We start from the raw sequence: 21,836 nt of genomic DNA, 5'->3' as shown, positions 1-21,836 counted from the left end.
GATGCGCGGTATACGTCCACGTCAAAAAATCGTCCAGGCCGATTGGAAGGGCTATATGGCCCAACGAGCGCAACAAGCGAAAAATCCTGCCCTTCAGCAATTCTTTGGTACGCCGTTGCCTGATCCTGAAACGCCCATTTCTGAGGTGCCCATGGTGGCGCTGGATATGGAAACCACTGGGCTGGATGAGAGGCGCCATGCGATTGTTAGTATTGGCCTCGTGCCCTTCACGTTAAATCGTATCAAATTGGCTGAGCGGCGCTATTGGGTAGTGAACCCTTCGCGGCCGCTAGCAGAAGCCTCAATTACCTACCACCACATTACCCATTCAGAGATCGCCCAGGCGCCGGACTTAGATGCGATACTGGACGAACTGCTGGCCCAGCTAGCAGGTCGCCTAGTGGTCGTTCATTTTCGCAATATTGAACGGCCCTTTTTGAATGCAGCTGTCAAAGCCCGACGTGGGGAAGGGGTGCTGTTTCCGATGATTGATACCATGTCGCTGGAAGCGCGGATGCACCGCCAAACCCTATGGGCGCGGTTCCGCCGCTGGCTGGGTCGCCCACCGGTTTCCATCCGTATGCATGCGAGTCGTGAGCGCTATGGCTTGCCCCCTTATCAAGGACATCATGCCCTAGTGGATGCATTGGCCACCGCAGAGCTATTGCAGGCGCAAATAGCCACCCATTATCGACCTGAAACGCCATTGAAAGATATTTGGTGTTGATGCTTAGCTGTCGACATACCAACAAAAACGGGCAACCCATTGGTGAACTGCACCCCAAAAGTTGGACGCTCATCCAACGATTGGGGTGTTTTTCATGACGAAACATAATGAAGCGTTCAAGTTACTAGTAGTGCAACGCTACGCAGAAGGACAGCAGGGTTACAAGAGTCACTATATCCATTACTACAATCACGAGCGGATTAAGACCAAATTAAAAGGCCTGAGTCCGGTGCAGTACCGAAATCAGGCCTTGGCTGCTTAGTTTTTCACTGTCCAAGTTTATGGGGTCAGTTCATTGGGTTGCCCGTTTACTAGCTAAATTTGAACAGTACCAGCAAGCTTTAAACTTATGATTGGTTTAAAACCATGGTCGGTTCAAAGCATCGCTAGACGGCTTTAGGTTCGCTCATCAACCCCTTGATAATGGCATAGCAGGCCACTAGCAGAATGATGGTGAACGGGAAGCCGGTAGAAACAGCCATGGTTTGCAGCGCTGTCAGGCCACCGCCTAGCAGTAGCGCAATGGCAATCGCGCCTTCGATGATCGCCCAGAAAACGCGCTGTGGCGTCGGTGCATCGACCTTACCGCCAGCGGTGATGGAGTCAATCACCAACGAGCCAGAGTCAGACGACGTCACGAAGAACACGATGACTAGCACAATGGCTACGAATGAGGTGATTTGTGATAACGGCAGCTGCTCGAGCATTATGAATAGCTGCAGATCAACGCCTGCATCGCGAACGGCCTCAATGCCTTGGCTGACGTACTGATCAATGGCTGTGCCACCAAACGTGGTCATCCATAGTACTGATACAGTGGACGGCACCAGCATCACCGAGACCAGAAATTCACGCACTGTACGACCGCGGGATACCCGCGCAATAAACATACCGACATACGGAGACCAGGAGATCCACCAGGCCCAGTAGAAGGCTGTCCAGCCCTGGCTGAAGTTGGCATCTTCACGACCAAAAGGATTCGATAACGCAGGTAGATGAACCGCATAGTTCCAAAGGTTTTCAAAGAAGCCCGTGGCAATCATCAGGGTAGGGCCAACAGCAATCACAAAGAAAAGTAGCATTGCCGCAAGAATAATATTGATTTTGGAGAGCAGCTGTACGCCCTTATCAACGCCTGCCACGATTGAGCCGATGGCGATCATCGTAATACCGATGATCAACAGGATCATGGTGATATCACTTTCCGGCGCACCAAACAGGTAAGTGAGGCCTGCTGCTGCTTGGGTTGCCCCTAAACCAAGGGACGTAGCCAAACCAAATAAAGTGGCAAACACTGCCAAAATATCAATCACGTGGCCTGGCCAGCCCCATACGCGCTCACCCAAAAGGGGGTAGAACACTGAACGCATGGATAGCGGTAGGCCCTTATTGAAAGAGAACAGCGCCAGGGAAAGCGCGACCACCGCGTAAATCGCCCAGGGGTGCAGGCCCCAGTGGAAGATGGTTGCGGCCATAGCTAACGCTTCAGCACCGGCAGCATTGCCTTCCGCACCCGCAAGCGGCGCCCAACTGCCACCGTCAAATGAAGTGCCAAAGTGTGTCAGCGGTTCGTTAACACCGAAGAACATTAGGCCAATGCCCATGCCCGCGGCGAACAGCATTGAAAACCAACCCATATAGGTAAAATCAGGCTTGGCATCGGCGCCACCAATGCGGATTTTACCTAGAGGAGAGAAGATCAGACCAATACACAAGATGACGAATATATTCGCCGCTAAAATAAAGAACCACGCAAGGTTGCCGGTCAAAAAACCAAAAATAGCATCATAAATAGGCGCAATCGTATCTTGCAGCGCCAGGGTTAGCACCACAAACAGCAGCACGATGATTGCCGAAATGCTAAACACCTTGCCGTGCAGGTCAAGATTGAGACCCATGGTGTTAGTAGTGATGTTGTCTTGGCCGATGACATAATCGGTATCGATCAGGTTAGCCGGACCGTCTGGGGCGGGTATGCCCTCAGAGGCGGGCTCTTTAGGGGGGCGTTTATCGTCGTGGTTATCCACAGGAACCTCTCTATTTCGATCAAGAAGTGTCGATCAAAAGGGTGAACAGAAACCAAAATGTGGTCATCAACCCACATTGCATGGTGCGCGCTTAGGTGCTCACAGTAGCAAATCTATTATGAGAGTATTCAACGTAATGTGAACCTTGGCGCTTAAACAGTACTTAATAGCAGGGCTTAAAACAGTTCTTAAAACGACAACAGAGGGCCACCCGCCCCCTGCTACCGTAACTGCTTGGCTCGTTTAGCTATCGAGCCACTCTGTGACTACGTCTTGGTTATCTTCAACCCACTGCTTCGCGTTCTCATAGGGATCGCTGCCATCTTCCTGGTTCATCAGCATGACTTCGCCCATCTGCTCTGGCGTCCACTCGAAAGCATCGAGAATGGCATAAGCTTCTGGCATGTCATCTTCCAGGCCTTGGCGAACTGCGGTGTGAATCTGCTCTGCACCGCCATAGACGTTTTCAGGGTCTTCTAGATATTTGAGATCAAAGCGGGCAAACATCCAGTGGGGCGTCCAGCCAGTAACAACGACATCTTCCTCGTTATTAATTGCACTCGACAGTGCCGCTGTCATGGTGGCACCGCTGCCACTACGCAGATTCAGCTCAAGGTCATAGGTATCCACAACCTCTTCGGTGAGGCTCATTAAGCCTGCACCGGGGTCAATACCGATGATCTCGCCGTTAAAGCTGTCGGCGTTATCGTTAAGATCTGCAATCGAGTCGACGTCGGTATACTCTGGAACCACAAGGCCCAGCTTGGTGCCATCCAGGTTGGGGCCAAGGTCTTCAATACTATCGCCCAGGCGTTCCATGTAATCGGCGTGAGTGGTTGGCAGCCAAGCAGCGACAATGGCATCCGCATCGCCAGTGGAGAGCGCCTGGAACATAGCCGCCGCTGAGAGTGAGGTTAGCTCGACGTCATAGCCCGCTTGCTCAAGTACTGCAGCGACCACGTTAGTTGAAGCGACTTCGGAAGACCACTCTACGTAGGCCAGGTTAACCATGCCTTTCTCTTCTTCAGCCTGCGCCGCGCTGCTGACGGTCACACCAGCACCTGCTAGCAGTGCCAGCGAAGCAAGACGGATACGGAGGTTCAATGTGCGATGTTTCATTCACTTTCTCCCTTGTGTATTAAAATATAAATTTACTGGTTATTAACGTGCATGATGCTTAACGAGCACGGTTGCTGCAAAACACAGCATGGTAAGCAAAGAGCGACTTAGCAAGCTAATGGCTCAACGCAGACGCTTCTGCTGTTTTACTCTATCGCGCGTTTTCGCTATTGCCGGGTTTTTCTAAGCGATTGCGTCAGGCGGTCAAGCAGCATGGCCAGGATGACCACCGCGATGCCTGCTTCAAAGCCGTCGCCAGGGCGCAAGCGTTGAATTGCGCGCCATACTTCGCTGCCCAAACCATCTGCACCAATCATGGCGGCGATGACTACCATGGAGAGAGCGAGCATTATCGTTTGGTTGATACCTGCCATTACTGTGGGCAGTGACAGCGGTAGCTGCACTTTGAATAGCTTTTGACCACGGGTAGCGCCGTAGGCATCGGCGGCCTCAATCAGCTCCACCGGTACTTGACGAATACCCAGGGTGGTAAAGCGAATGGCCGGAGGCATCGAGAAGATCACCGTAGCAAAAATCGCCGACACCGAGCCAATACCGAAAAATGGAATAGCCGGGATCAAATAGACGAATGCTGGCATGGTCTGCATAAAGTCGAGAATTGGCATAATGACCCGGTAAAGCCGGTTAGACAGCGCCGCGGCAATACCCACAGGTAACGCGATGACGACTGCCACCATGGTAGCGAACACTACCAGCGTGAGCGTTTCAATCATCGGGTTCCAAAGCCCCAGGTTCCAGATCAGTGCCAAGCCCGCAGCAGCGCCTATGGCTAGGCGAGTGCCCGCCAGCTTCCAGCAGAGCAGGGCGATCAAGCCAAGCAGCGCCCACTCGGGTAACCACATCAAGCCGTCATTTAAAACATCGATACCGGTTTGAGTGAAACGAGAGATGCCGCGGGTAACCAAAGAGTATTCGCTGGTCAACCAAGTCAGGCCGCCTTCAATCCAATCACCTAGCGGGATGCGTGGGATATCCATTATTGCTCTCCTGCTCGTGCCAGTTCGTCGAGTACTGCGCCTTTAACCACCACGCCTAGCAGTTGCTCTTGCTTATCAATAACGGCGATAGGGAAACTCTTTTCACTAAACATGGCAAACAGGTTATGCAGTGGCTCATCCATAGGGACTTTGCGGAAATCCTGGGTTAAGTAGGGAATAATCGAATCGGCACTCTCTTCAATGGCCCGGCTGGCGGCATCGGCCTCGAGTAGCCCGATAAGGCGGCGGTTGCGATCAACCACATAAATGGAGTCGATAGCATGGTCGCGCATGCGGTGTAGCGCCGTGCGTGGGCCATCGCTTTCCCGAGCGGTGGAGCGCAGTGGCCGCATGGCGCTCTCGGCGGTCAAGATACGTGCCCGGTCAACGCCTTCGATAAAGCGACGCACGTAGTCATCCGCAGGCTTGGTCAGAATCTCTTCCGGCGTGCCGATCTGCACCACTTCGCCATCTTTCAGCAACACGATACGGTCGCCAATGTTGAGCGCCTCATCCAGATCGTGGGTGATGAAGACCGTGGTTTTTTGCATTTTGGATTGCAGCTGCAAAAGCTCTTGCTGCATGTCTTTGCGAATTAGCGGGTCAAGTGCTGAGAAAGCTTCATCCATTAACAGTACGGTGGCATCGTTTGCCAGAGCACGGGCGAGGCCAACGCGCTGCTGCATACCGCCGGAAAGTTGATTCGGGTAGGCGTCTTCCCAGCCCTCCAGGCCCACTTGCTTAAGCGCATCATGGGCAATTTTATGGCGCTCTGTTTTCTCTACGCCGCGAATTTCCAAACCGAACTCGGCATTTTGCTGCACAGTGCGGTGGGGAAATAGCGCGAAATTTTGAAATACCATAGAGAAGTGACGGCGGCGGCACTCCAGTAACGCTTTCTCTTTTAGCGTCGGGATGTTTTCGCCGTCGATAATGATCTCACCTTCGGTGGTCTCAATTAGACGGTTAAGACAACGGATCAAGGTCGATTTGCCTGACCCCGAGAGTCCCATGATGACCAGCAGTTCGCCTTCATAGACATCAAACGAAATATTGGATAGCCCCAGCGTCTGGCCGGATTTCTCCAGAATTTCGGGGCGCTTCATTCCTTGATCACGTAGCTCAATGGCTTTTTGTGGGTGCTTACCAAAGACTTTGCTTAATCCGCGCACTTTAATTTTGACGGGTCGTGTCTCGTCCATCGGCGATGCCTTTTTGTTGAGCTGAATGGGCGTGTGTCGTTATTGCGCCATTCATAAAGAAATAAGAGCTTGAGTCGGATAATTTATTAAAAATTATTATACATAGGTGGGGCCTGTGTGTCACAACGGCTCGCTCAACGGGGCAATTAACGCTACATGTGTCATTTTTTACCCACTCGCGCGGGCTGCCTATAAGTACATAATGGCATTGCTAATGTTTTATAAGATATTGATTATTAATTGTTTATATTGGTTTTTTATGTTTTTGGCACGTAAAGTGATTGTAATCTAAGTAGAGTGTTGTGAATAACTTGTATACGTGTACGGAAAGCTGACTGTCGATTTTTCCAGTGAAATGTTTAGAAACAAGCAGCGTAAGTAATGGAGGTGGGTATTATGGATAAGCAACACGACCACATTGAGAGCAAGCAAATTTCCAATCGCCCACGCTGGTTAACGCTGTGCATGATGGCGACAGCGGCAAGTGTAATTGTGTTAGCTGGTTGCGGTGATAACGAAGAAACAGCGCCACCTGCTGAAGAGTCTTCACCATTAGAGCAGGATGCCACCACTCAGCCGGAACCGGGTATGAGTGAAGAGTCAGCGATGGAGCAGGATCCAGGCTTAAGTGAAGAGCCAGCAGCAGAAAACAGCATGACGCAATCTGAAGAAACGATGGCAGAAGATCCTATGCCAGAAGAGTCCATGCCGGATGACACCATGGACGAGCCCGCAGAGGGCACTATGAACCCTGACGACGAGCCTGGCTTTGGTGAAGGAACCGAACCTATGCCTGGCGCTGAGGAAGAGGATGAAAATTCGACCAGTAACTAGTCTTTAGCAAGTGTACCGCTCCCTACGATGGTAAATCGCCTCAGCTGTTTGTTCCCTGCGGCTGCTCCACACGATTTGCCATCCTTTCCGCCCCCGCGCCCGCGGGGGTTTTTTTGTTTGCTTTCTAGCTAGCGCATCCCGCCTTATCAGTATCCTGGTAGTTACTCTTCACTATCTTCCAGGCGGCGATAGAGCGTCCGACGAGCAATGCCCAGCACTTCTGCGGTGCGTCGTTTGTTGCCACCCGTTGCTTCTAATACCTTGTTAATATAGCGCTTTTCAACTTCTTCTAGGCTAGGCCAGCGGATTGGCGTTGCCGAGGGCACCTGGCTCCCTGCCAGCACTTCGCCACTGACGGTAGGCACCAGTGGGGTACCGCTTTCGACCGTTGATTGTTCGCGCAGCCGTTCGGGCAGATCTTTATGGCTGAGCGAGCCATCTTCGCTCAGGGTAACTGCCCGCATGATGGCGTTTTCCAGTTCGCGAACGTTACCGGGATAGGCATAGTTGAGCAGGTTGTTGAGCGCTTCTGGCTCGATTTGTTCGATCTGCTTGCCCTGGGCCTCGGAGTGCTTGTCGATAAGGGCAAAAACAAGGTGCTCAATATCGGTACCGCGCTCGCGTAGCGGGGGAATGCGCAGCGAGAACGTTTCCAAACGGTAGAACAAGTCGCTGCGGAAATTCTCCTGCTCGATTTCCTTCTCCAGGTTGCGGTGAGTCGCAGCGATGATGCGGACATCTACTGGCTCTTCGCGCTCGCCGCCCACTGGGCGCACGGTTTTCTCCTGCAAGGCCCGCAGTAGTTTAGCCTGCAGATTGATGGGCATTTCACCAATCTCATCTAAAAACAGGCTGCCGCCCTGAGCGCTTTGAAAGAGCCCTTTGCGCGCCTCATTAGCCCCGGTAAAGGCGCCTTTTACATGACCAAAGAACTCACTCTCCATCAAATCTGCGGGAATGCTCGCACAGTTAACCGGCACAAAGGGTTGGTCATTGCGAGGGCTTTCCTGGTGAATGGCGCGGGCGAGTAACTCTTTGCCGGTACCGCTTTCCCCTAAGATCAAAATGGGGGCATCGCTTTTGGCAAGGCGGGAGGCATCATGAAACAGTGTCTGCATGACCTGGCTTTTACCCACAATGCCGTGGAAATGGCTGATATCCGTGTCGTGGAAAACCGCCAGGCGTTGGCGTTCCAGCACGCGAAATACGGCATCGCGGATGGCATCAAGGTCTAACGGCTTGGTTAAAAAGTCGTCAGCCCCTAGCTTAAGTGCCTCAACCGCCTGATCGATGGTACCGAAAGCGGTAATCACAATAATACCCAGCTCACTGCCTGCTTGGCGGAGCTGCTGGAGTAGCTGAATGCCGGTCATACCCGGCAGTCGCACGTCGGTAATTACCAGTGAGACGGTGGTGTGGCTTAGTAAGGCAATCGCCTCTTCAGCGCTAGGTACGCCGAGTGTCGTGTAGCCTGCATCCTGCAGTTCTTCTTCTAATAACTCACGTATAGCGGCGTCATCTTCAACCACCAACAAAGGTAAAAGGGGATCCTGTTGGGTCACAAACGTTGTCCTCACGCGGATGCGGTTTCACTAATAGGTAGTGTGATTTCAAATCCAGCGCCGCCAAGGGCGCTGTCAAACACGCCGATCGTACCGCCGTGGTCGTTAATAATGCGATGTACCATAGAGAGTCCCAAACCGCTGCCTTGACCGACCGGTTTGGTGGTGAAAAATGGGTCGAACACTTTGTGATGATGGGCACTGGGTATCCCTGGGCCATCATCTTCCACCCACAGTATTAATTCGTGCTCTTGCTGCTGGGCGCGCACTCGAATTCTGTTCACTTCGGGGGCTTGCGCTGCATTGCGCAGCAAATTGGTCAGCACCTGCACAATTTGTTGGCCGTTGGCGAGTAAGTTGGGTGTCGGCGACGGTAATTCAATGTCTAAACGAATATTGCGTGGTTCCAGCTCGTCTTCAACCAAATCGCTGGCATTCATAATAAGCTGATCAAGCGCCAGTTCGCCTTTCTCTACGTTATGTTGGCGGCCTAATTCCATCAACTGGCGCACAATTTCAACGATGCGCTCGACTTCGCCACGAATACGCCCTAGCCGTGCGCGTTCGTCATCTCCAATCACATCGCGGCGAGCCAAACGCTGGGCCTGGCCATTGATCACCGTTAACGGCGCACCTATCTCATGGGCAACGCCGGCTGCCAATACGCCCAGTTCAGCCAGCTTTTTCGATTTGCGCAGGCGCTTTTCAAGCTCAATTTCGCGCCGTTGGCGATTTTCGATCTCTTGGTCTTTTTCGGCCATCGCATCCAGCATGCCATTCAAACCGGAGGCAAGGTGGCGATATTCGATAGGGCCGTCTTCGGTGGCGCGCTGGCTGCGGTCACCTTTTTCTACCAACTGCATTACGTGCAGCAGCCGGTTAAGCGGGCGCTCGATATGGCGGCGAAACCCCCACCAAATACTAAACACGATTCCGGCGGCGCCAATCACAAACACCAACACGGCCACAATACTGATAAAACCCGTGTAGTTCTCAATACCGGTATTTAGCCGATTAACCTGCAGTACCCCATATACAGTGCCATCTTGTGAGCGCAAGGGTGTCAATGCAGAGTAGTAATTCCACCCATCGTGTTGGCGATAGTTGCTATATAAGTCATCGCGCTCAATGATTTGTTGAATCTCTTCACGGCTGAAAATATCTTTGCCTAGGCCCAGCCCGTAAATATCGCGACCCTGGGTATCGAATACATAGGCACCGTAAATTCGATGGAAGGAGAACGCCGACTGTAGCGCTTCTTCAAGCGGCGTGTTGCTATCTGGCGTAACCGCGTAGCTGAGCGACGAACTCAGCGTACGGGTAATAATCTCAACTTCCGTTTGTAACTTTGAGCGTACGTTATCTTCGAGCGACTTGATTGCCACTAAGCTAAAAACCACCAGGATGACAAATAGCGGCACAATCACGGTCAAAATAATCAAATTGCGTAGTCGCATGGGGCATCCATGGTGGTTTTAATACGTTTTAATATCAGCCAGTGAATGAAGCGCTACTGGTTCGTTGGCGCTAGGCGGTACAAGCCGCCCTGGGGGGCGTCAGTGAGTAAGTAAATGGCATCATCAGGGCCTTGGCGAACATCGCGAATGCGACCCACTTCGCCTTGTAAAATCAGCTCTTCCTCGGTGACACGGCCCTCTTCCAAGCGCAGGCGCAACAGCTTCTCGCTACCTAGCCCACCGGCTAATAAGTTGCCTTGCCACTCACTAAAGGCGTCGCTAGTCACTTCGGCAAGCCCAGCGGGGGCGAAGCGGCCTTCAAATACATACACTGGATCAACCATGCCGGGGAGCGAATCTTCGCCAATCGGCTCGTTGGTTGCATAGTCATTGCCCTGGCTGACCTTTGGCCAGCCGTAATTATTGCCCGCTTCGATATGATTCAGCTCGTCGCCGGTGCGGGGGCCATGCTCTGACGCCCAGGCTTCGCCGTTACTGAGCACGACCATGCCTTGAATATTGCGATTACCCATGGAGTAAATTTCATCCAGGGTGGTGTCATCACCAACGAAAGGGTTGTCATCGGGAACGCCGCCAGTAGCGGTAAGACGCAGGGTAGAGCCCGCGTGGTCATCGCTTGCCTGGGCGCGGGGCGGTTCACTGCCGCGATCCCCAATACTCATTAGCAGGGTACCGTCGGGCAGCCACGCCAACCGCGAGCCGTAATGGCGGCCCGGCCCAGAGGCGCGATCTTGTTCAAACAAGTGTTCGACCTCTCCTAGCTGGCCATTGTGCCATTTTATTCGCGATAATGCTGAACGGCTGTTATTGCCCTCGGGCTTGCTCCAGGTGAAATAGATCCAGTCGTTATCACCCTCGCCATTTCCGCCTTCAAAATCAGGATGTAACGCTACGTCTAGCAAACCGCCCTGGCCCTGAGTACTCACTTCGGGCATGCCTTCCAACGTACTGGCTTCACCGCTCTCGGGGTCGACAAGTTTCAGTTGCCCGCTGCGTTCGCTCACCAAGTAGCGGCCATCGGGTAAAAACGCCACCGCCCAAGGGTGCTCAAAACCATCGGCGATACGCTCAATGGAAAGGTTTAAATGGTCGGTTTCCAGCGATTCCTGGACGATTTCCGCATTTGCCGTGTTAATAGCGCCCGCCAGCACTAGTCCACTGATCCTTGCCCAAGCCCCAGGGGGCAGTGGGCGTTGGGTATGGTTGTTCATGTGAAGCATAGCGTGCCCTCTGGTGACGTTAATCATTGGCATCCTTGCCAGTAGTCTAGCAGTGACCTTTTAGTCACGTGTGGGTTCCACTATTACATGAGCAGGGCGAGTAGCACGGGCAGGTAAAACAGCGCTAACAACGTCGAGCAGAAGACCAAACTGGCTACATAGACGGGTTCGCGCTGGGCGCGCTGAGCAAAGAGATAGTTGAAGACCGCCACTGGCATGCACATCTGCACCACTAAAATGCTTTGGGCCAGTGGCGGAAGGCCCACCCAGCCAGCGATCAACCAGGCGACCACGGCAGCGAGGGGCACGCGCACCAGACTAAATCCGAGCCCTGAACGCAGGTTCTTCACCTGAATGCTGGCTAGCGATACGCCCAGAGTAATGAGCATGAGCGGTACCGTGAACCCCGACATTAAGTCCACCGTATTCGCCAGCCAGGGGGGCAGGGAGGTGCCCGTTAGCAGTAGCGCCATGGAAATCGCAATGGCATACACCGTAGGCGTTTTGGCAAGGGTTTTAAGCGGGTTGCCTTGGCTATTAAGCACAGCGCCTAGGGTGAACTGAAAAAGCGAGACGGTCACCATCACGGTGATGCCGTAGGCAAACCCGGCACTACCAAAGGCGTAAAGCACCACGGGTAAGCCCATGTTGCCGGTGTTGGGGTACATCATGGGCGCAAGCAGTACCCGCCAACTGCGGCGCAGCAGTTTTGCCACGCCAAAGGTCGCCGCCCCCATAGTGAGAATGACAAGCGCGGCGGCTAGCATCGTCTGGCCAAAGGTGGTGGCATCAATATCAGCACCCGCCAGGGAGGCCAATACCAGCGAAGGCGTGCCAATGTTAAACACCAGCCGGGTAATAAAGTCGACCGGGTAGGGATGGCCTAGGCGTACCCACAAGTAGCCGAGCCCTGCACCCGCCAGCACGGGCGCCATGACAGCAAAGAGTTCGGCGAGCATTTACAGTCCTTGGCTAATCGGTAGCCGCCTATTGTCGTTAATAAGCGGGCTAACTGGCAAGGTAAACACTCGAATTAACTTACACCGTTGCGGCTGACGTGCGCCACGGTGCGGGCACTTGGCTACGTAAAAACTCTAACAGCGCGTGGGTACGGCGGGTCTGGTGACCGTAAGCATAAAGCAGTGTGATAGGCAGTGGCACCGGCTCCCAGCCGGACAGGCAGTTAATCAGCTCGCCTGGATGATGCTGTTCGCGTTTTGCGGTTAACCAGTGTGAGAGCAAGCCGATACCCTGGCTGCGCGCAATGGCATCTATATGCAGGGTAGTGAGATCTACCCGCAGCCGTGAACGGGGCGGGTTAAAGGTGTATTCGCCATGCTCTGGATGAGTGAGCAGTAGCCCGTCAGAAGCCGTGCCCAGCAGGTCTATCCAGGCGTGTTGGTTTAGCTCATCGGGATGGTGCGGCGTGCCAGCGGCTGCTAAATAGCGTGGGCTAGCATAAAGCCCGCGGGATAGGTGGCCCAGGCGCTCCTGGTTTAGCCCGCACTCATGAGTCGGCCCAAGCCAGACATGCACGCTATTGCTGTGCATTTTAGTGGGCGGCGTTTCCCGAGTGTGTAGCGTTAGCTCTACCTTAGGGTGGCGATTTAAGAACGCATCAATGGCACTGGCTAACCAGCTGCGGGCCAGGGCACCGTGCACTTCAAGGGTAATTTCGCCGCTAATCTCCTCACGCAGCTCTGCCAGCGCCTCCTGGCTATGAGCCGCCATTGCCAAAAGCTCGGTGCAGTAGTTGTGAAACAGTAACCCCGCCTCGGTAGGAATCAAGCGGTTGGCCTGACGGCGCAGCAGTGGCTGGTTAAGCCGGGTTTCGAGCTGGCTGATACGGCGGCTAAGGGTCGATTTGGCTAATCCGAGCTTTTGAGCGCTGCGAGTCAAACTGCCCGTGGTCATCACATCGGCAAAGGCGGTAAGTTCGTCAAAGTCATACATGGTCAGGCCCACGGAAAAGGGTGAGCGCTAATTGTGCCATTTTTCGGTGCGAATGAAAATAATAGGCATTTGTGTTCCGGTATGCTGAACGTACCGTCTCACCCTAGTGTGCAAAGAGTGTGTAAAAATATTAATGCTAATAATTCGCATTTAATAGAGCGAATGCTTACCCACATTGCTCACACACTATAAAGGACGAAGTTATGTCTCCCTGTTTGCGCCGTACGCTGCTGGCCAGCGCTATCTCTTCGCTTGCCAGTAGTGCTCTTTGGGCACAAGACGCGCCCCGCTTAGACGATATGGTGGTAACTGCGTCAGGTTTTGAACAGCAGATTACCAATGCCCCCGCGTCTATCAGCGTGGTTTCCCGCGAAGAGTTGGAACAAGGCCACTATCAGAGTGTTACCGATGCGCTGCGCGATGTGCCCGGTGTGATTGTCACCGGCGGTGGGAGAGGGGATAACGGCCAGGATATCTCTATTCGCGGCATGCCCTCCCAGTACACCCTGATATTGGTCGATGGGCGCCCGCAGAATTCCCGCGAGTCTCGCCCTAATGGCGATGCAGGTTTTGAGCAAGACTGGCTGCCGCCGTTACAGGCTATTGAGCGTATTGAAGTAGTGCGTGGGCCAATGTCGACGCTCTACGGCTCCGATGCCATCGGCGGGGTCATTAACGTGATTACCCGCAAGGTTGCGCAGGAGTGGCACGGTAATGTGCAACTCGACACCGTGCTTCAGGAAGACAGCGACTCCGGCGATAGCCGCCAAGCCAATTTTTATCTGAGTGGCCCGCTGGTAGGGGAGCGTTTAGGGCTCCAGCTCTATGGCCGTGCCTCTCAGCGCGATGAAGACAATATCCTTAACGGCTACGAAGATAAAAGCCTGCAAAGCCTCACCGCTCGATTTAGTCTTGCCGCATCAAAAAACCACGACTTCACTTTTGAGGCCGGTATCACGGAGCAGGAGCGCGAATCGCTGATGGGCAACTCGGCGCCATCGGAGGGCTGTCGCGGTGGTTGTGAGGATAGCTACAACAACTATACCCATCAGCACGTTGCGTTAACCCACAGTGGCCGCTTCGATTGGGGTACCAGCGAAACTTACCTGCAACGTGAGCGCAGCGAAAATAAATCGCGGGATATTGAAATCACCAACACTACCGCCAAAACCAGCGCGGTCATTCCGCTAGGCATGCATATGGTGACGCTAGGCGCTAACTACGAGGAAGAGTCGCTTGAAGATAGTACAACGAACAGACTGCCTGACTCTGATCGTAGTGAGATTGAGAATAGCCAATGGGCAATTTTTGTTGAAGATGAATGGATGCTTACCGATTCCTGGGCATTGACCGGCGGTTTACGTGTTGATGATGACGACAACTACGGTAGTCATTTAAGCCCGCGTCTTTATAGCGTGTGGAATATGACGCCTGACTGGACGTTGAAAGGCGGCGTTTCAACCGGTTATCGAGCGCCCAACCTGCGCGAGATCACCCCCGACTGGGGGCAGGTCAGTCGTGGTGGCAATATTTACGGTAATCCTGACCTTGAGCCAGAGACCTCGCTCAATAAAGAGCTGGCCCTGCTTTATGCTAACGACTCTGGCCTGAGCGGCAGCGTCACGCTATTCCATAACGACTTTGACGATAAAATTACCCGAATAGCTTGCCCCATCGATATCTGTACGGATGGCGCTAACCAGTTTGGCAGCGACCCGACTTATCGCGTTAACGTTGATGAAGCGGTGACCCAGGGCGTAGAGGCGAGTGTGGCTGCGCCTTTAACCGATACCGTTGAGTTAACGGCCAGCTACACCTATACCGATAGCGAGCAAAAAAGCGGTGAGTATGCAGGCGAGCCGTTAACACAGCTGCCTAAGCACCAGGTATCCGCCTCGTTAGATTGGCAAGTCTCTGCCAAGTTGAGTCAATGGACAAAAGTCACTTACCGCGGCGAAGAGAGCCAACCGACTACTGGCCCTTCGAGCAGTGCCATTGTGGCTCCTTCCTACACCTTTGTAGATGCAGGTATTGGCTACCAGCTAAATGAATCGACTCAACTGAACGCGGGTATCTACAACCTGTTCGACGAAGCGATTGACTACGATGAGTACGGCTATGTGGAAGATGGCCGCCGGGTTTGGTTAGGTCTCAACGTCGCCTTCTAAACGCTAGGTTCCCGTTATAAACGCAGTACAGCAGCGGCTATCCAGCGATAGCCGCTTTTTTGGCTGCTAGGCAAGGAGAGGAGAGTCAGCAAAAAAGCCCCAGCGCATGGCCGGGGCAGAAATCAGCATTGAAACAGTAGCGAGCTGAAATTGATTAGAACTCGTAGCGGGCGGATAGCCACAGACGGCGACCTTCTTCACTATTGGCGTAAACGTTGCCAAAGCTGGAGCCATCGCCGTAGGCGCGGTAGTCGACAAAGTCTTTGTCAAACAGGTTATAGATGGTTGCGCTCAGATTAAGCTGATTGGTGACTGCATAGTTACCGCCTAAGTGAAACAGTGAATAGGCTTTAAAGTCGCCCAGGTCATCAAACGAGGGGGCGCCGCGCACGCTTTCGCGGTTACGGTAGCGTTCGCTGCGGTACTCAGCTGAGAGCCAGGTGTCCAGTTTTGCCGTTGCCTGCCAGCGCAGCGTGGCGTTGATGGCGTGTTCCGGGGTATCTGTCAGCGGCTCGCCCTTGTTATCGCCACTCTTCTGTTCGCTATCGGTGTAGGTGTAATTGGCGTTGACGCGCCAATCGGGAGCGAACTGGTAGCCAGTAGAGAGCTCAACCCCCTGGGTGATCGCCTCGTCGACATTGACCTGTTGACTGTAAGTGCCGTCAGGAATTAGCGGGTCGTTTTCCACCAGGATATCGCTGCCACTGGCAATCTTATCGTCAAACTGGTTGTGGAACAGCGTGGCGCTGGCGGTAAAGCCTTGCTGGTTGTCGTAATGGGCGCCTATCTCGCTGCTGGTGCTGGTTTCAGGCTCAAGATCCGGGTTGCCAATGGTCAGCACGGTGCCTTGGCCGGTAACGCCGTTGATGCCATCGTGCAAATCATTAAGCGTGGGCGTTTTATAGCCGCGGCTCACGCCACCTTTTAATGTCCAGTTGGGCGTCGTGTTCCACACCAAGTAGCCGCGCGGGCTGAACTGGCTGCCAAAGGCGTCGTGGTGATCGTAACGGCCGCCTAGGGTCAGGGCCAAATCGTCCCGCAGCATCCATTCATCTTCAGCAAACAGCGACCAGGTGGTTTGGGCAAAGGTCTCACCGGCCAAGCCGTCGTCCAGCTCGGCATCCCACCACTGCAGGCCCAACGTGGTCATGTGGTTGCCCAGCGGCATGATGAATTTGCTGTCGAGCACGGTATTGGTGGTTTCCAGCTCCCGCGGCGCACCGCCGACAATGCTAGGAAAGCCTTCGTAAGCGACGCCCACATCACCAGGAATCGTGCGTCCTTTGGTTTCGGTGGTATTGCGCATCAGGCTGGATTCCAACGTACCCGAGGCAAAACGTCCAGTGTGGCCAATGGCGATTTGCTCGCGCTCAAAACGGAGTTCATCCGAATAGCCGGTGGCGCTGCCAGGGTCGGGCGCGCAGCTGCGGGTGCGTCCATCCAGGGTGCCTAGCTGGCACTCGTCGTTGTTATAGCGTTGACGATTGACTTCACCATCTAGCCACAGGTCATGGCTATCAGAGGGTGTCCAGGTTAGCTTGCCGCCGATGTTGTAGGTATCGCCTTCCACCGGGCTGGGGCCGCGCTGGCTGACCTCAATAGGATTGCCGTCACCGTCGGTGTAGGTGAGTTCAGAAGCATCGCGCTCATAAACCCGGCCACGCAGTTGAAGGCCAAGGGTATCTTCCACCAAAGGGCCGCTGGTATACAGGTTGATCTCGCGACGATCGCCAAAATCGCGATTTTCGTTAAAGGTGTTTTCGACCCCGATAGAGCCAGTCCACTCGCGGCCAACCCGGCGGGTAATAATGTTGATTACCCCACCCATGGCGTCAGAGCCATATAGTGTCGACATCGGCCCACGGATAACTTCAATTCGTTCAATGCTGGAAATGGGGGGAAAGAAGCTGGTGGAGGTTTCGCCAAACCCATTGGGCGTCACGCTGCCGGCGGTATTCTGGCGGCGGCCGTCAATCAGGATCAGCGTGTAGTCGCTGGGCATGCCACGAATACTAATGTTGCTACCACCGGTTTTGCCCACTGAGCCGCCGATATCCACCCCCTCAACGTTGCGCAGGGCATCAGCAATACTGGTAACCCGTTGACGCGAAAGCTCCTCGCGAGAGATCACCGAAATGCTGGCGGGGGCATCGACCATCGCCTGTTCAAACCCGCTGGCCGAGACAACGATATTGTCCAGCTGTTGATCTTCTTGAGCGGTGGCTGTGCCTGCAGAAACAGCAAACGTGACGGCACTAGCCAGAACAGAGCGAGTAAAGCGTGGCATGTCATTCCCTCTTGGTTACGATAATTATTAGCCAATGATATTAATTATCAAATAAAGGCGGGAGTCTAAAAAGAAAAGTTCCCAAACGCGAGGGAATGATTGAGGAACGTTGCGTTGCGCATACTGAAACAGTGAGAGGGTGGAGGAGTTGCAGGAAATGGAACACGCCATTCGCTGGAATAGTAGTGCAAGCGCTTTTGAGAATCGTTATTATCCTTGCCAAGGTACCGTATTGAGAGAAACTTATGCTGGTTAAAACGACATCAATGGCCGCCATCCTCGCTAAGAGCGGGCGTTTAGGTATGGTCGGCGTATTGCTAAGTATTTTTGTGGCAGGCACTGCGCAAGCGCGCACGCTGGAAACCGCCTTTGGCGACGTAGACGTTGAGGGAACCCCAGAGCGCGTCGTAACACTCTACGAAGGCGCTTTGGACGCTGCCGTAGCGGCAGGCGTGAACCCGCTAGGCGCTGTGACGACGCGTGGTGGCGACAACGTGGCAAGCTATATTGAAGCGCACCTTGGCGAGAACACGCCTGCCATTATGGGCGTGGTGCGCGAGATCAATATCGAAGCCGTGCTAGCGCAGCAGCCGGATCTGATTTTGGCGCCCGCCCAGCTTTCTGATGAGCAGTATCAACTGCTGTCACGTATTGCGCCTACGGTGGTGCCACCCACTCAGCCACTTGCGCCGGATAACTGGAAAGACGAAGCCCGCCTTTACGGCGAAGCGCTTAATCGCCAAGCCGCCATCGCAGAAGCGATTGAGGCCGTTGAGCAACGCGCCGCCGAGGTCGCCGAGGCAGTGGAAGAGGCCGGTGTCGGTGGTAGCGCCTTCTTGGTGCGCTGGATGCCCGGTGGCCCTATGGTGATGTCGGAAAACCTTTTCGCTGCAGGTTTGTTAGCCCAAGCGGGGCTGGATGTTCAGGACGCTGGCCTAGTGGGCGAGCGCGGCGTGCATAGCGATGTGCTGAGCCTGGAAAACCTTTCCCAAGTGGACGGCGACTGGCTGTTCCTGGCAACGCTCAACGAAGATGGCCAAGCGGCGGTGGACGCAGCCAAGCAGAGCAGTGCCTTTACGCGCCTAAACGTGGTGCAGCAAGACCACGTAGTGCCGGTAGATGGCCAGCTATGGACAAGTGCCAATGGCCCGCTGGCTGCCCAGGCGATTCTTGACGATATAGAGGCAGCGCTGTTGCCGTGACGGTTCCACGTTTTGCAACGCCTAACGTTAGGCGTGCTACTCCCCGAACGCTAATGCTGCTGCTACTCACCGCCCTTGTGGCGGTGAGTCTCGTTAGTTTATTAATCGGCGCAGGTAGCGTTGGCCCCGGCAGGGCCCTGGCGCTACTCAGCGGCGCCCAGGACGATGAAGCACGCTTCATCGTCTGGGAACTGCGCGCACCGCGCACTTTAATTGGTATTGTCGTGGGCATGGCACTAGGCGTTGCTGGAGCCTTGTTGCAAGCGGTGGCACGCAACCCGCTGGCTGAACCGGGGCTTTTAGGGGTTAGCGCGGGGGCGGCGTTTGCCGTGGCGCTGGCCTTGGTTCTGGGTGCCAGCGCCGCCACGTTACGCATTTCAGTTGCGCAGTTAGGTGCGCTGGTGGGCTGCGTGTGCGTATTGAGCGTGGCGCGCTTTCGCGGTGTGGGTAACGACCCCATCCGGCTCGTGCTTGCCGGAGCCGCATTTTCTGGTCTGCTGGCGTCTTTAACCTCATTGATACTGCTTTATGACCAGCGTGCTGCTGATGAAATTCGTTTCTGGGTGATTGGCAGCTTGGCAGGCCGCCGCTTGGACGACCTGCTTGCCGTGCTGCCCAGTATGCTGGTCGCGTCAGTGATGGTTGCGCTGATTGCTCGGCCGTTAGCTGCCCTGGCACTAGGCGAACGAGTGGCCTCTGGTTTGGGCCACCACCCCAACCTCATTCGTTGGTTGGTCATCGCCTGCGTGGCGCTGTTGGTGGGGGCTGCCACCGCCATCGCCGGGCCCATTGCCTTTGTTGGGTTGGTGGTGCCGTTTGTCGCACGGGCCTTTGCCGGGCCTGATATTCGTCGCACGCTATGGTTTTGTCTGCCCATCGGGCCGCTGATCGTCCTCGCGGCCGATATCATCTCTCGAGTGGTGGTCGCTCCATCGGAACTACCGTTGGGCGTACTCACGGCGCTGTGCGGCGCCCCCGTACTGATAGCGGTTGTACGTGCGCGCCGCCTACCAATGCTATGAATTCGCTAATGAAAACCACGCAGATAAAAAGCTCGTCTATGCCTTTCTCTTCGGAAGACCAGTTCCGCGCGGACGGCAATAACAACGTACCGCCACCGCAAGGTTACTGGCGATTCGCTTGGCGAAGCGGGAACGGTGCGAACAGTCTGTTATTTGAGCAGCGAGCGGTAGCCGTTAACCTGGGCCTGTTTGGCGCGTTACTGCTTGCCAGCGTTTTTTATCTAAGCCTGGGCAGCGTTAAGGTCGCGCCAACGGCGGTGCTGCAGGCACTGTTTGGCAACGCAGATATAATGGCGAGCTTTGTAGTGCAGGAGCTACGCTTGCCGCGTTTGGCCGCAGCCGTTAGTACCGGGGCGGCCTTCGCGTTAGCCGGCATACTGATGCAAACCCTGGCCCGCAATCGCTTGGCGACGCCGGGTATTATTGGTATTGATAACGGCGCGACGGCATTTGCAGTGGCCTCCATCGTAGGCCTTGGTGTTTCTATCGCGCCGCCTGCCATGGCGTTAGCAGGGGCAACCACCGCAGCGGTACTCACCTTCGGACTCGCCGCGGGCAACGGCACCCAAGGGTATCGCTTTATCGTGGCGGGGATTGGCGTGGGCGCGGTGTTTGGCGCGATAACGCAATTGATGCTGGCGCGCGTCGCCATTGATACCGCCAATGCCGCCTACCCATGGACAGTGGGGTCGCTCAATGCCCGCCCCAGCGGCGCACTGCAGTTACTCATGCTCGGGTTGGCGTTAGGGCTGGCCGCTGCCATGGCATTAGCCCGTTCGCTAACGCTACTGCGTTTCAAGGATGCTACCGCTAGCGGGTTAGGCGTAAACGTCAAGCGACGCCGGTTGGAAGTGCTGCTGCTATCTGTCGCCTTGACGGGGTTAGCGGTCGCTGTTGCCGGGCCGGTGGGCATGGTGGGACTGATTGGCCCGGAGATTGCCCGGTCAATGTCGAGTTCTCGTAGCGTGCCGGTTTTGGCGGCAACGCTGGCGGGGGCGCTGGTCATGGTACTCGCCGACTTGGCCGGGCGTACGCTGCTGGCGCCGATCGAGATTCCCGTCGGTATCGTTACCGCCGTGGTCGGCGGGCCCTGGTTACTTTGGATATTAATGCGCCCGCAACGGAGCTTCACATGAGCCAATCTCCAACACCCACTATGCCATCTCTTGCCACGCAGTCGCTCGGCATGAGTTATGGCACCCGGCAGGTGATCGATGGCTTGGATATCACCCTGCCCAGCGGCAAAGTCACCGCCATTGTGGGCCCCAACGGCTGCGGAAAATCGACGTTGTTGGCCGGGCTTGCTCGTTTACACAAACCCGATAGCGGTGCTGTATTGCTCGATGGCGCCGATATTCAGCGCTTGCCCACGCGCCAATTGGCCACTCAGCTGGCGCTACTGCCCCAGGAGGCCGTCGCACCGGAGGGGCTAACCGTGACCGAACTGATTCGTTTTGGTCGCCAGCCCCACCAAGGCTGGCTGCGCCAGTGGTCAGCAGAAGACCAGCGCGTGGTGCAGCACGCGCTAGCGGCGGCAGGGCTTGAACAACTCGCTGACAGGCCAATTGATGCGCTTTCCGGTGGACAGCGCCAACGCGCCTGGATCGCCATGACCATCGCCCAGCAAACCCCGCTGCTGCTGCTGGATGAACCCACCTCCGCGCTGGATCTTGGCCACCAGATTGAAGTGTTCGAGCTGGTGAAACATCTTGCCCACCACGGCCGCACCGTGGTGATGGTGCTGCACGATCTCGCCAGCGCCTGCCGCTACGCTGACCATCTCATCGCCATGCGCGAAGGTCAGATTATCGCGGCAGGGGCTCCGGCTACGGTGGTTACGCCTGACCTGGTGCGAACGCTCTATCAAGTGGAGTGCACGTTACTCACCGACCCTGATACCGGCAGCCCCTTGCTGGCCAATGTGCACCGCTCCCCGGCACCTGCTTACTAGGCAGTCTCCAGCCTTTCGCCGCATTGCTAAAGATGCATTAAGTTGATGCCCTGCTAGAGATAGCGGGGCGATTTCATTACTCTATC

Annotated in this window: 17 protein-coding genes and 1 pseudogene; 8 read left to right on the top strand and 10 right to left on the bottom strand. The window is 55.0% G+C overall.

Going from position 1 to position 21,836, the window contains the following annotated elements; all coding sequences use genetic code 11:
* Window position 1 precedes the first annotated feature (1 nt).
* Complete coding sequence (locus YERSI8AC_RS17495) at window positions 2-727, top strand: 3'-5' exonuclease (RefSeq protein ID WP_022522392.1); 726 nt, start codon at window positions 2-4, stop codon at window positions 725-727.
* Window positions 728-896: 169 nt separating this feature from the next.
* Window positions 897-989: pseudogene (locus YERSI8AC_RS17490) on the top strand (IS3 family transposase); the annotation flags it as partial.
* 124 nt (window positions 990-1,113) lie between these two features.
* Here the strand turns inward: YERSI8AC_RS17490 and YERSI8AC_RS17485 are convergent.
* The 4 genes from YERSI8AC_RS17485 to YERSI8AC_RS17470 form a co-directional block, all read right to left on the bottom strand.
* On the bottom strand, window positions 1,114-2,754 hold the full coding sequence (locus YERSI8AC_RS17485) for a BCCT family transporter (RefSeq protein ID WP_089691366.1): 1,641 nt from the start codon (window positions 2,752-2,754) through the stop codon (window positions 1,114-1,116).
* A 243-nt stretch (window positions 2,755-2,997) separates the two neighbouring features.
* On the bottom strand, window positions 2,998-3,873 hold the full coding sequence (locus YERSI8AC_RS17480) for a glycine betaine ABC transporter substrate-binding protein (protein WP_022522395.1): 876 nt from the start codon (window positions 3,871-3,873) through the stop codon (window positions 2,998-3,000).
* Between the two features lie 167 nt (window positions 3,874-4,040).
* Window positions 4,041-4,871: an ABC transporter permease gene (locus YERSI8AC_RS17475; protein ID WP_009288360.1), complete on the bottom strand. Its 831-nt coding sequence runs from the start codon at window positions 4,869-4,871 to the stop codon at window positions 4,041-4,043.
* The gene (locus YERSI8AC_RS17470) at window positions 4,871-6,073 is read right to left on the bottom strand and encodes a quaternary amine ABC transporter ATP-binding protein (RefSeq protein WP_022522396.1); all 1,203 of its coding nucleotides are present in this window, start codon (window positions 6,071-6,073) and stop codon (window positions 4,871-4,873) included. The genes YERSI8AC_RS17475 and YERSI8AC_RS17470 overlap by 1 nt, the downstream gene beginning before the upstream one ends.
* Before the next feature lie 396 nt (window positions 6,074-6,469).
* On the opposite strand from YERSI8AC_RS17470, the gene YERSI8AC_RS17465 reads away from it, so the two are divergent.
* Window positions 6,470-6,907: a hypothetical protein gene (locus tag YERSI8AC_RS17465; RefSeq protein WP_022522397.1), complete on the top strand. Its 438-nt coding sequence runs from the start codon at window positions 6,470-6,472 to the stop codon at window positions 6,905-6,907.
* Between the two features lie 161 nt (window positions 6,908-7,068).
* On the opposite strand, the gene YERSI8AC_RS17460 is transcribed toward YERSI8AC_RS17465, so the two are convergent.
* The 5 genes from YERSI8AC_RS17460 to YERSI8AC_RS17440 form a co-directional block, all read right to left on the bottom strand.
* The gene (locus tag YERSI8AC_RS17460; RefSeq protein WP_027958616.1) at window positions 7,069-8,469 is read right to left on the bottom strand and encodes a sigma-54-dependent transcriptional regulator; all 1,401 of its coding nucleotides are present in this window, start codon (window positions 8,467-8,469) and stop codon (window positions 7,069-7,071) included.
* Window positions 8,470-8,480: 11 nt separating this feature from the next.
* Entirely contained in the window at window positions 8,481-9,926 is a 1,446-nt protein-coding gene (locus tag YERSI8AC_RS17455; protein ID WP_022522398.1) for an ATP-binding protein, read from the bottom strand.
* 53 nt (window positions 9,927-9,979) lie between these two features.
* Window positions 9,980-11,194: a PQQ-dependent sugar dehydrogenase gene (locus tag YERSI8AC_RS17450; RefSeq protein ID WP_022522399.1), complete on the bottom strand. Its 1,215-nt coding sequence runs from the start codon at window positions 11,192-11,194 to the stop codon at window positions 9,980-9,982.
* Window positions 11,195-11,250: 56 nt separating this feature from the next.
* Window positions 11,251-12,126: an AEC family transporter gene (locus tag YERSI8AC_RS17445; RefSeq protein WP_022522400.1), complete on the bottom strand. Its 876-nt coding sequence runs from the start codon at window positions 12,124-12,126 to the stop codon at window positions 11,251-11,253.
* Window positions 12,127-12,205: 79 nt separating this feature from the next.
* Window positions 12,206-13,120: a LysR family transcriptional regulator gene (locus YERSI8AC_RS17440; RefSeq protein WP_159177230.1), complete on the bottom strand. Its 915-nt coding sequence runs from the start codon at window positions 13,118-13,120 to the stop codon at window positions 12,206-12,208.
* Between the two features lie 203 nt (window positions 13,121-13,323).
* Between YERSI8AC_RS17440 and YERSI8AC_RS17435 the strand changes: the two genes are divergently transcribed.
* Window positions 13,324-15,288, top strand: a complete 1,965-nt coding sequence (locus YERSI8AC_RS17435; RefSeq protein ID WP_022522402.1) for a ligand-gated channel protein — start codon at window positions 13,324-13,326, stop codon at window positions 15,286-15,288.
* A 154-nt stretch (window positions 15,289-15,442) separates the two neighbouring features.
* On the opposite strand, the gene YERSI8AC_RS17430 is transcribed toward YERSI8AC_RS17435, so the two are convergent.
* A complete protein-coding gene (locus YERSI8AC_RS17430) occupies window positions 15,443-17,575 on the bottom strand; it encodes a TonB-dependent receptor domain-containing protein (protein WP_159177228.1) in 2,133 nt (710 codons plus the stop codon).
* 302 nt (window positions 17,576-17,877) lie between these two features.
* Here YERSI8AC_RS17430 and YERSI8AC_RS17425 point away from each other — a divergent pair, with 302 nt between their 5' ends.
* The 4 genes from YERSI8AC_RS17425 to YERSI8AC_RS17410 are packed head-to-tail and all read left to right on the top strand — an operon-like array spanning window position 17,878 to window position 21,750.
* Entirely contained in the window at window positions 17,878-18,777 is a 900-nt protein-coding gene (locus YERSI8AC_RS17425; protein WP_370657680.1) for an ABC transporter substrate-binding protein, read from the top strand.
* 53 nt (window positions 18,778-18,830) lie between these two features.
* Entirely contained in the window at window positions 18,831-19,799 is a 969-nt protein-coding gene (locus YERSI8AC_RS17420; RefSeq protein WP_159177955.1) for a FecCD family ABC transporter permease, read from the top strand.
* Between the two features lie 38 nt (window positions 19,800-19,837).
* Complete coding sequence (locus YERSI8AC_RS17415; protein ID WP_414122923.1) at window positions 19,838-20,935, top strand: FecCD family ABC transporter permease; 1,098 nt, start codon at window positions 19,838-19,840, stop codon at window positions 20,933-20,935.
* Entirely contained in the window at window positions 20,932-21,750 is an 819-nt protein-coding gene (locus tag YERSI8AC_RS17410) for an ABC transporter ATP-binding protein (RefSeq protein ID WP_089691369.1), read from the top strand. Before YERSI8AC_RS17415 ends, YERSI8AC_RS17410 begins: the two co-directional genes overlap by 4 nt.
* The last annotated feature ends 86 nt before the right edge of the window (window positions 21,751-21,836 follow it).

It is taken from the genome of Halomonas sp. 113 (assembly GCF_904067645.1).
GTDB classification, from domain to species: domain Bacteria; phylum Pseudomonadota; class Gammaproteobacteria; order Pseudomonadales; family Halomonadaceae; genus Vreelandella; species Vreelandella titanicae.
This window is presented reverse-complemented; position numbering and strand designations above follow the sequence as displayed.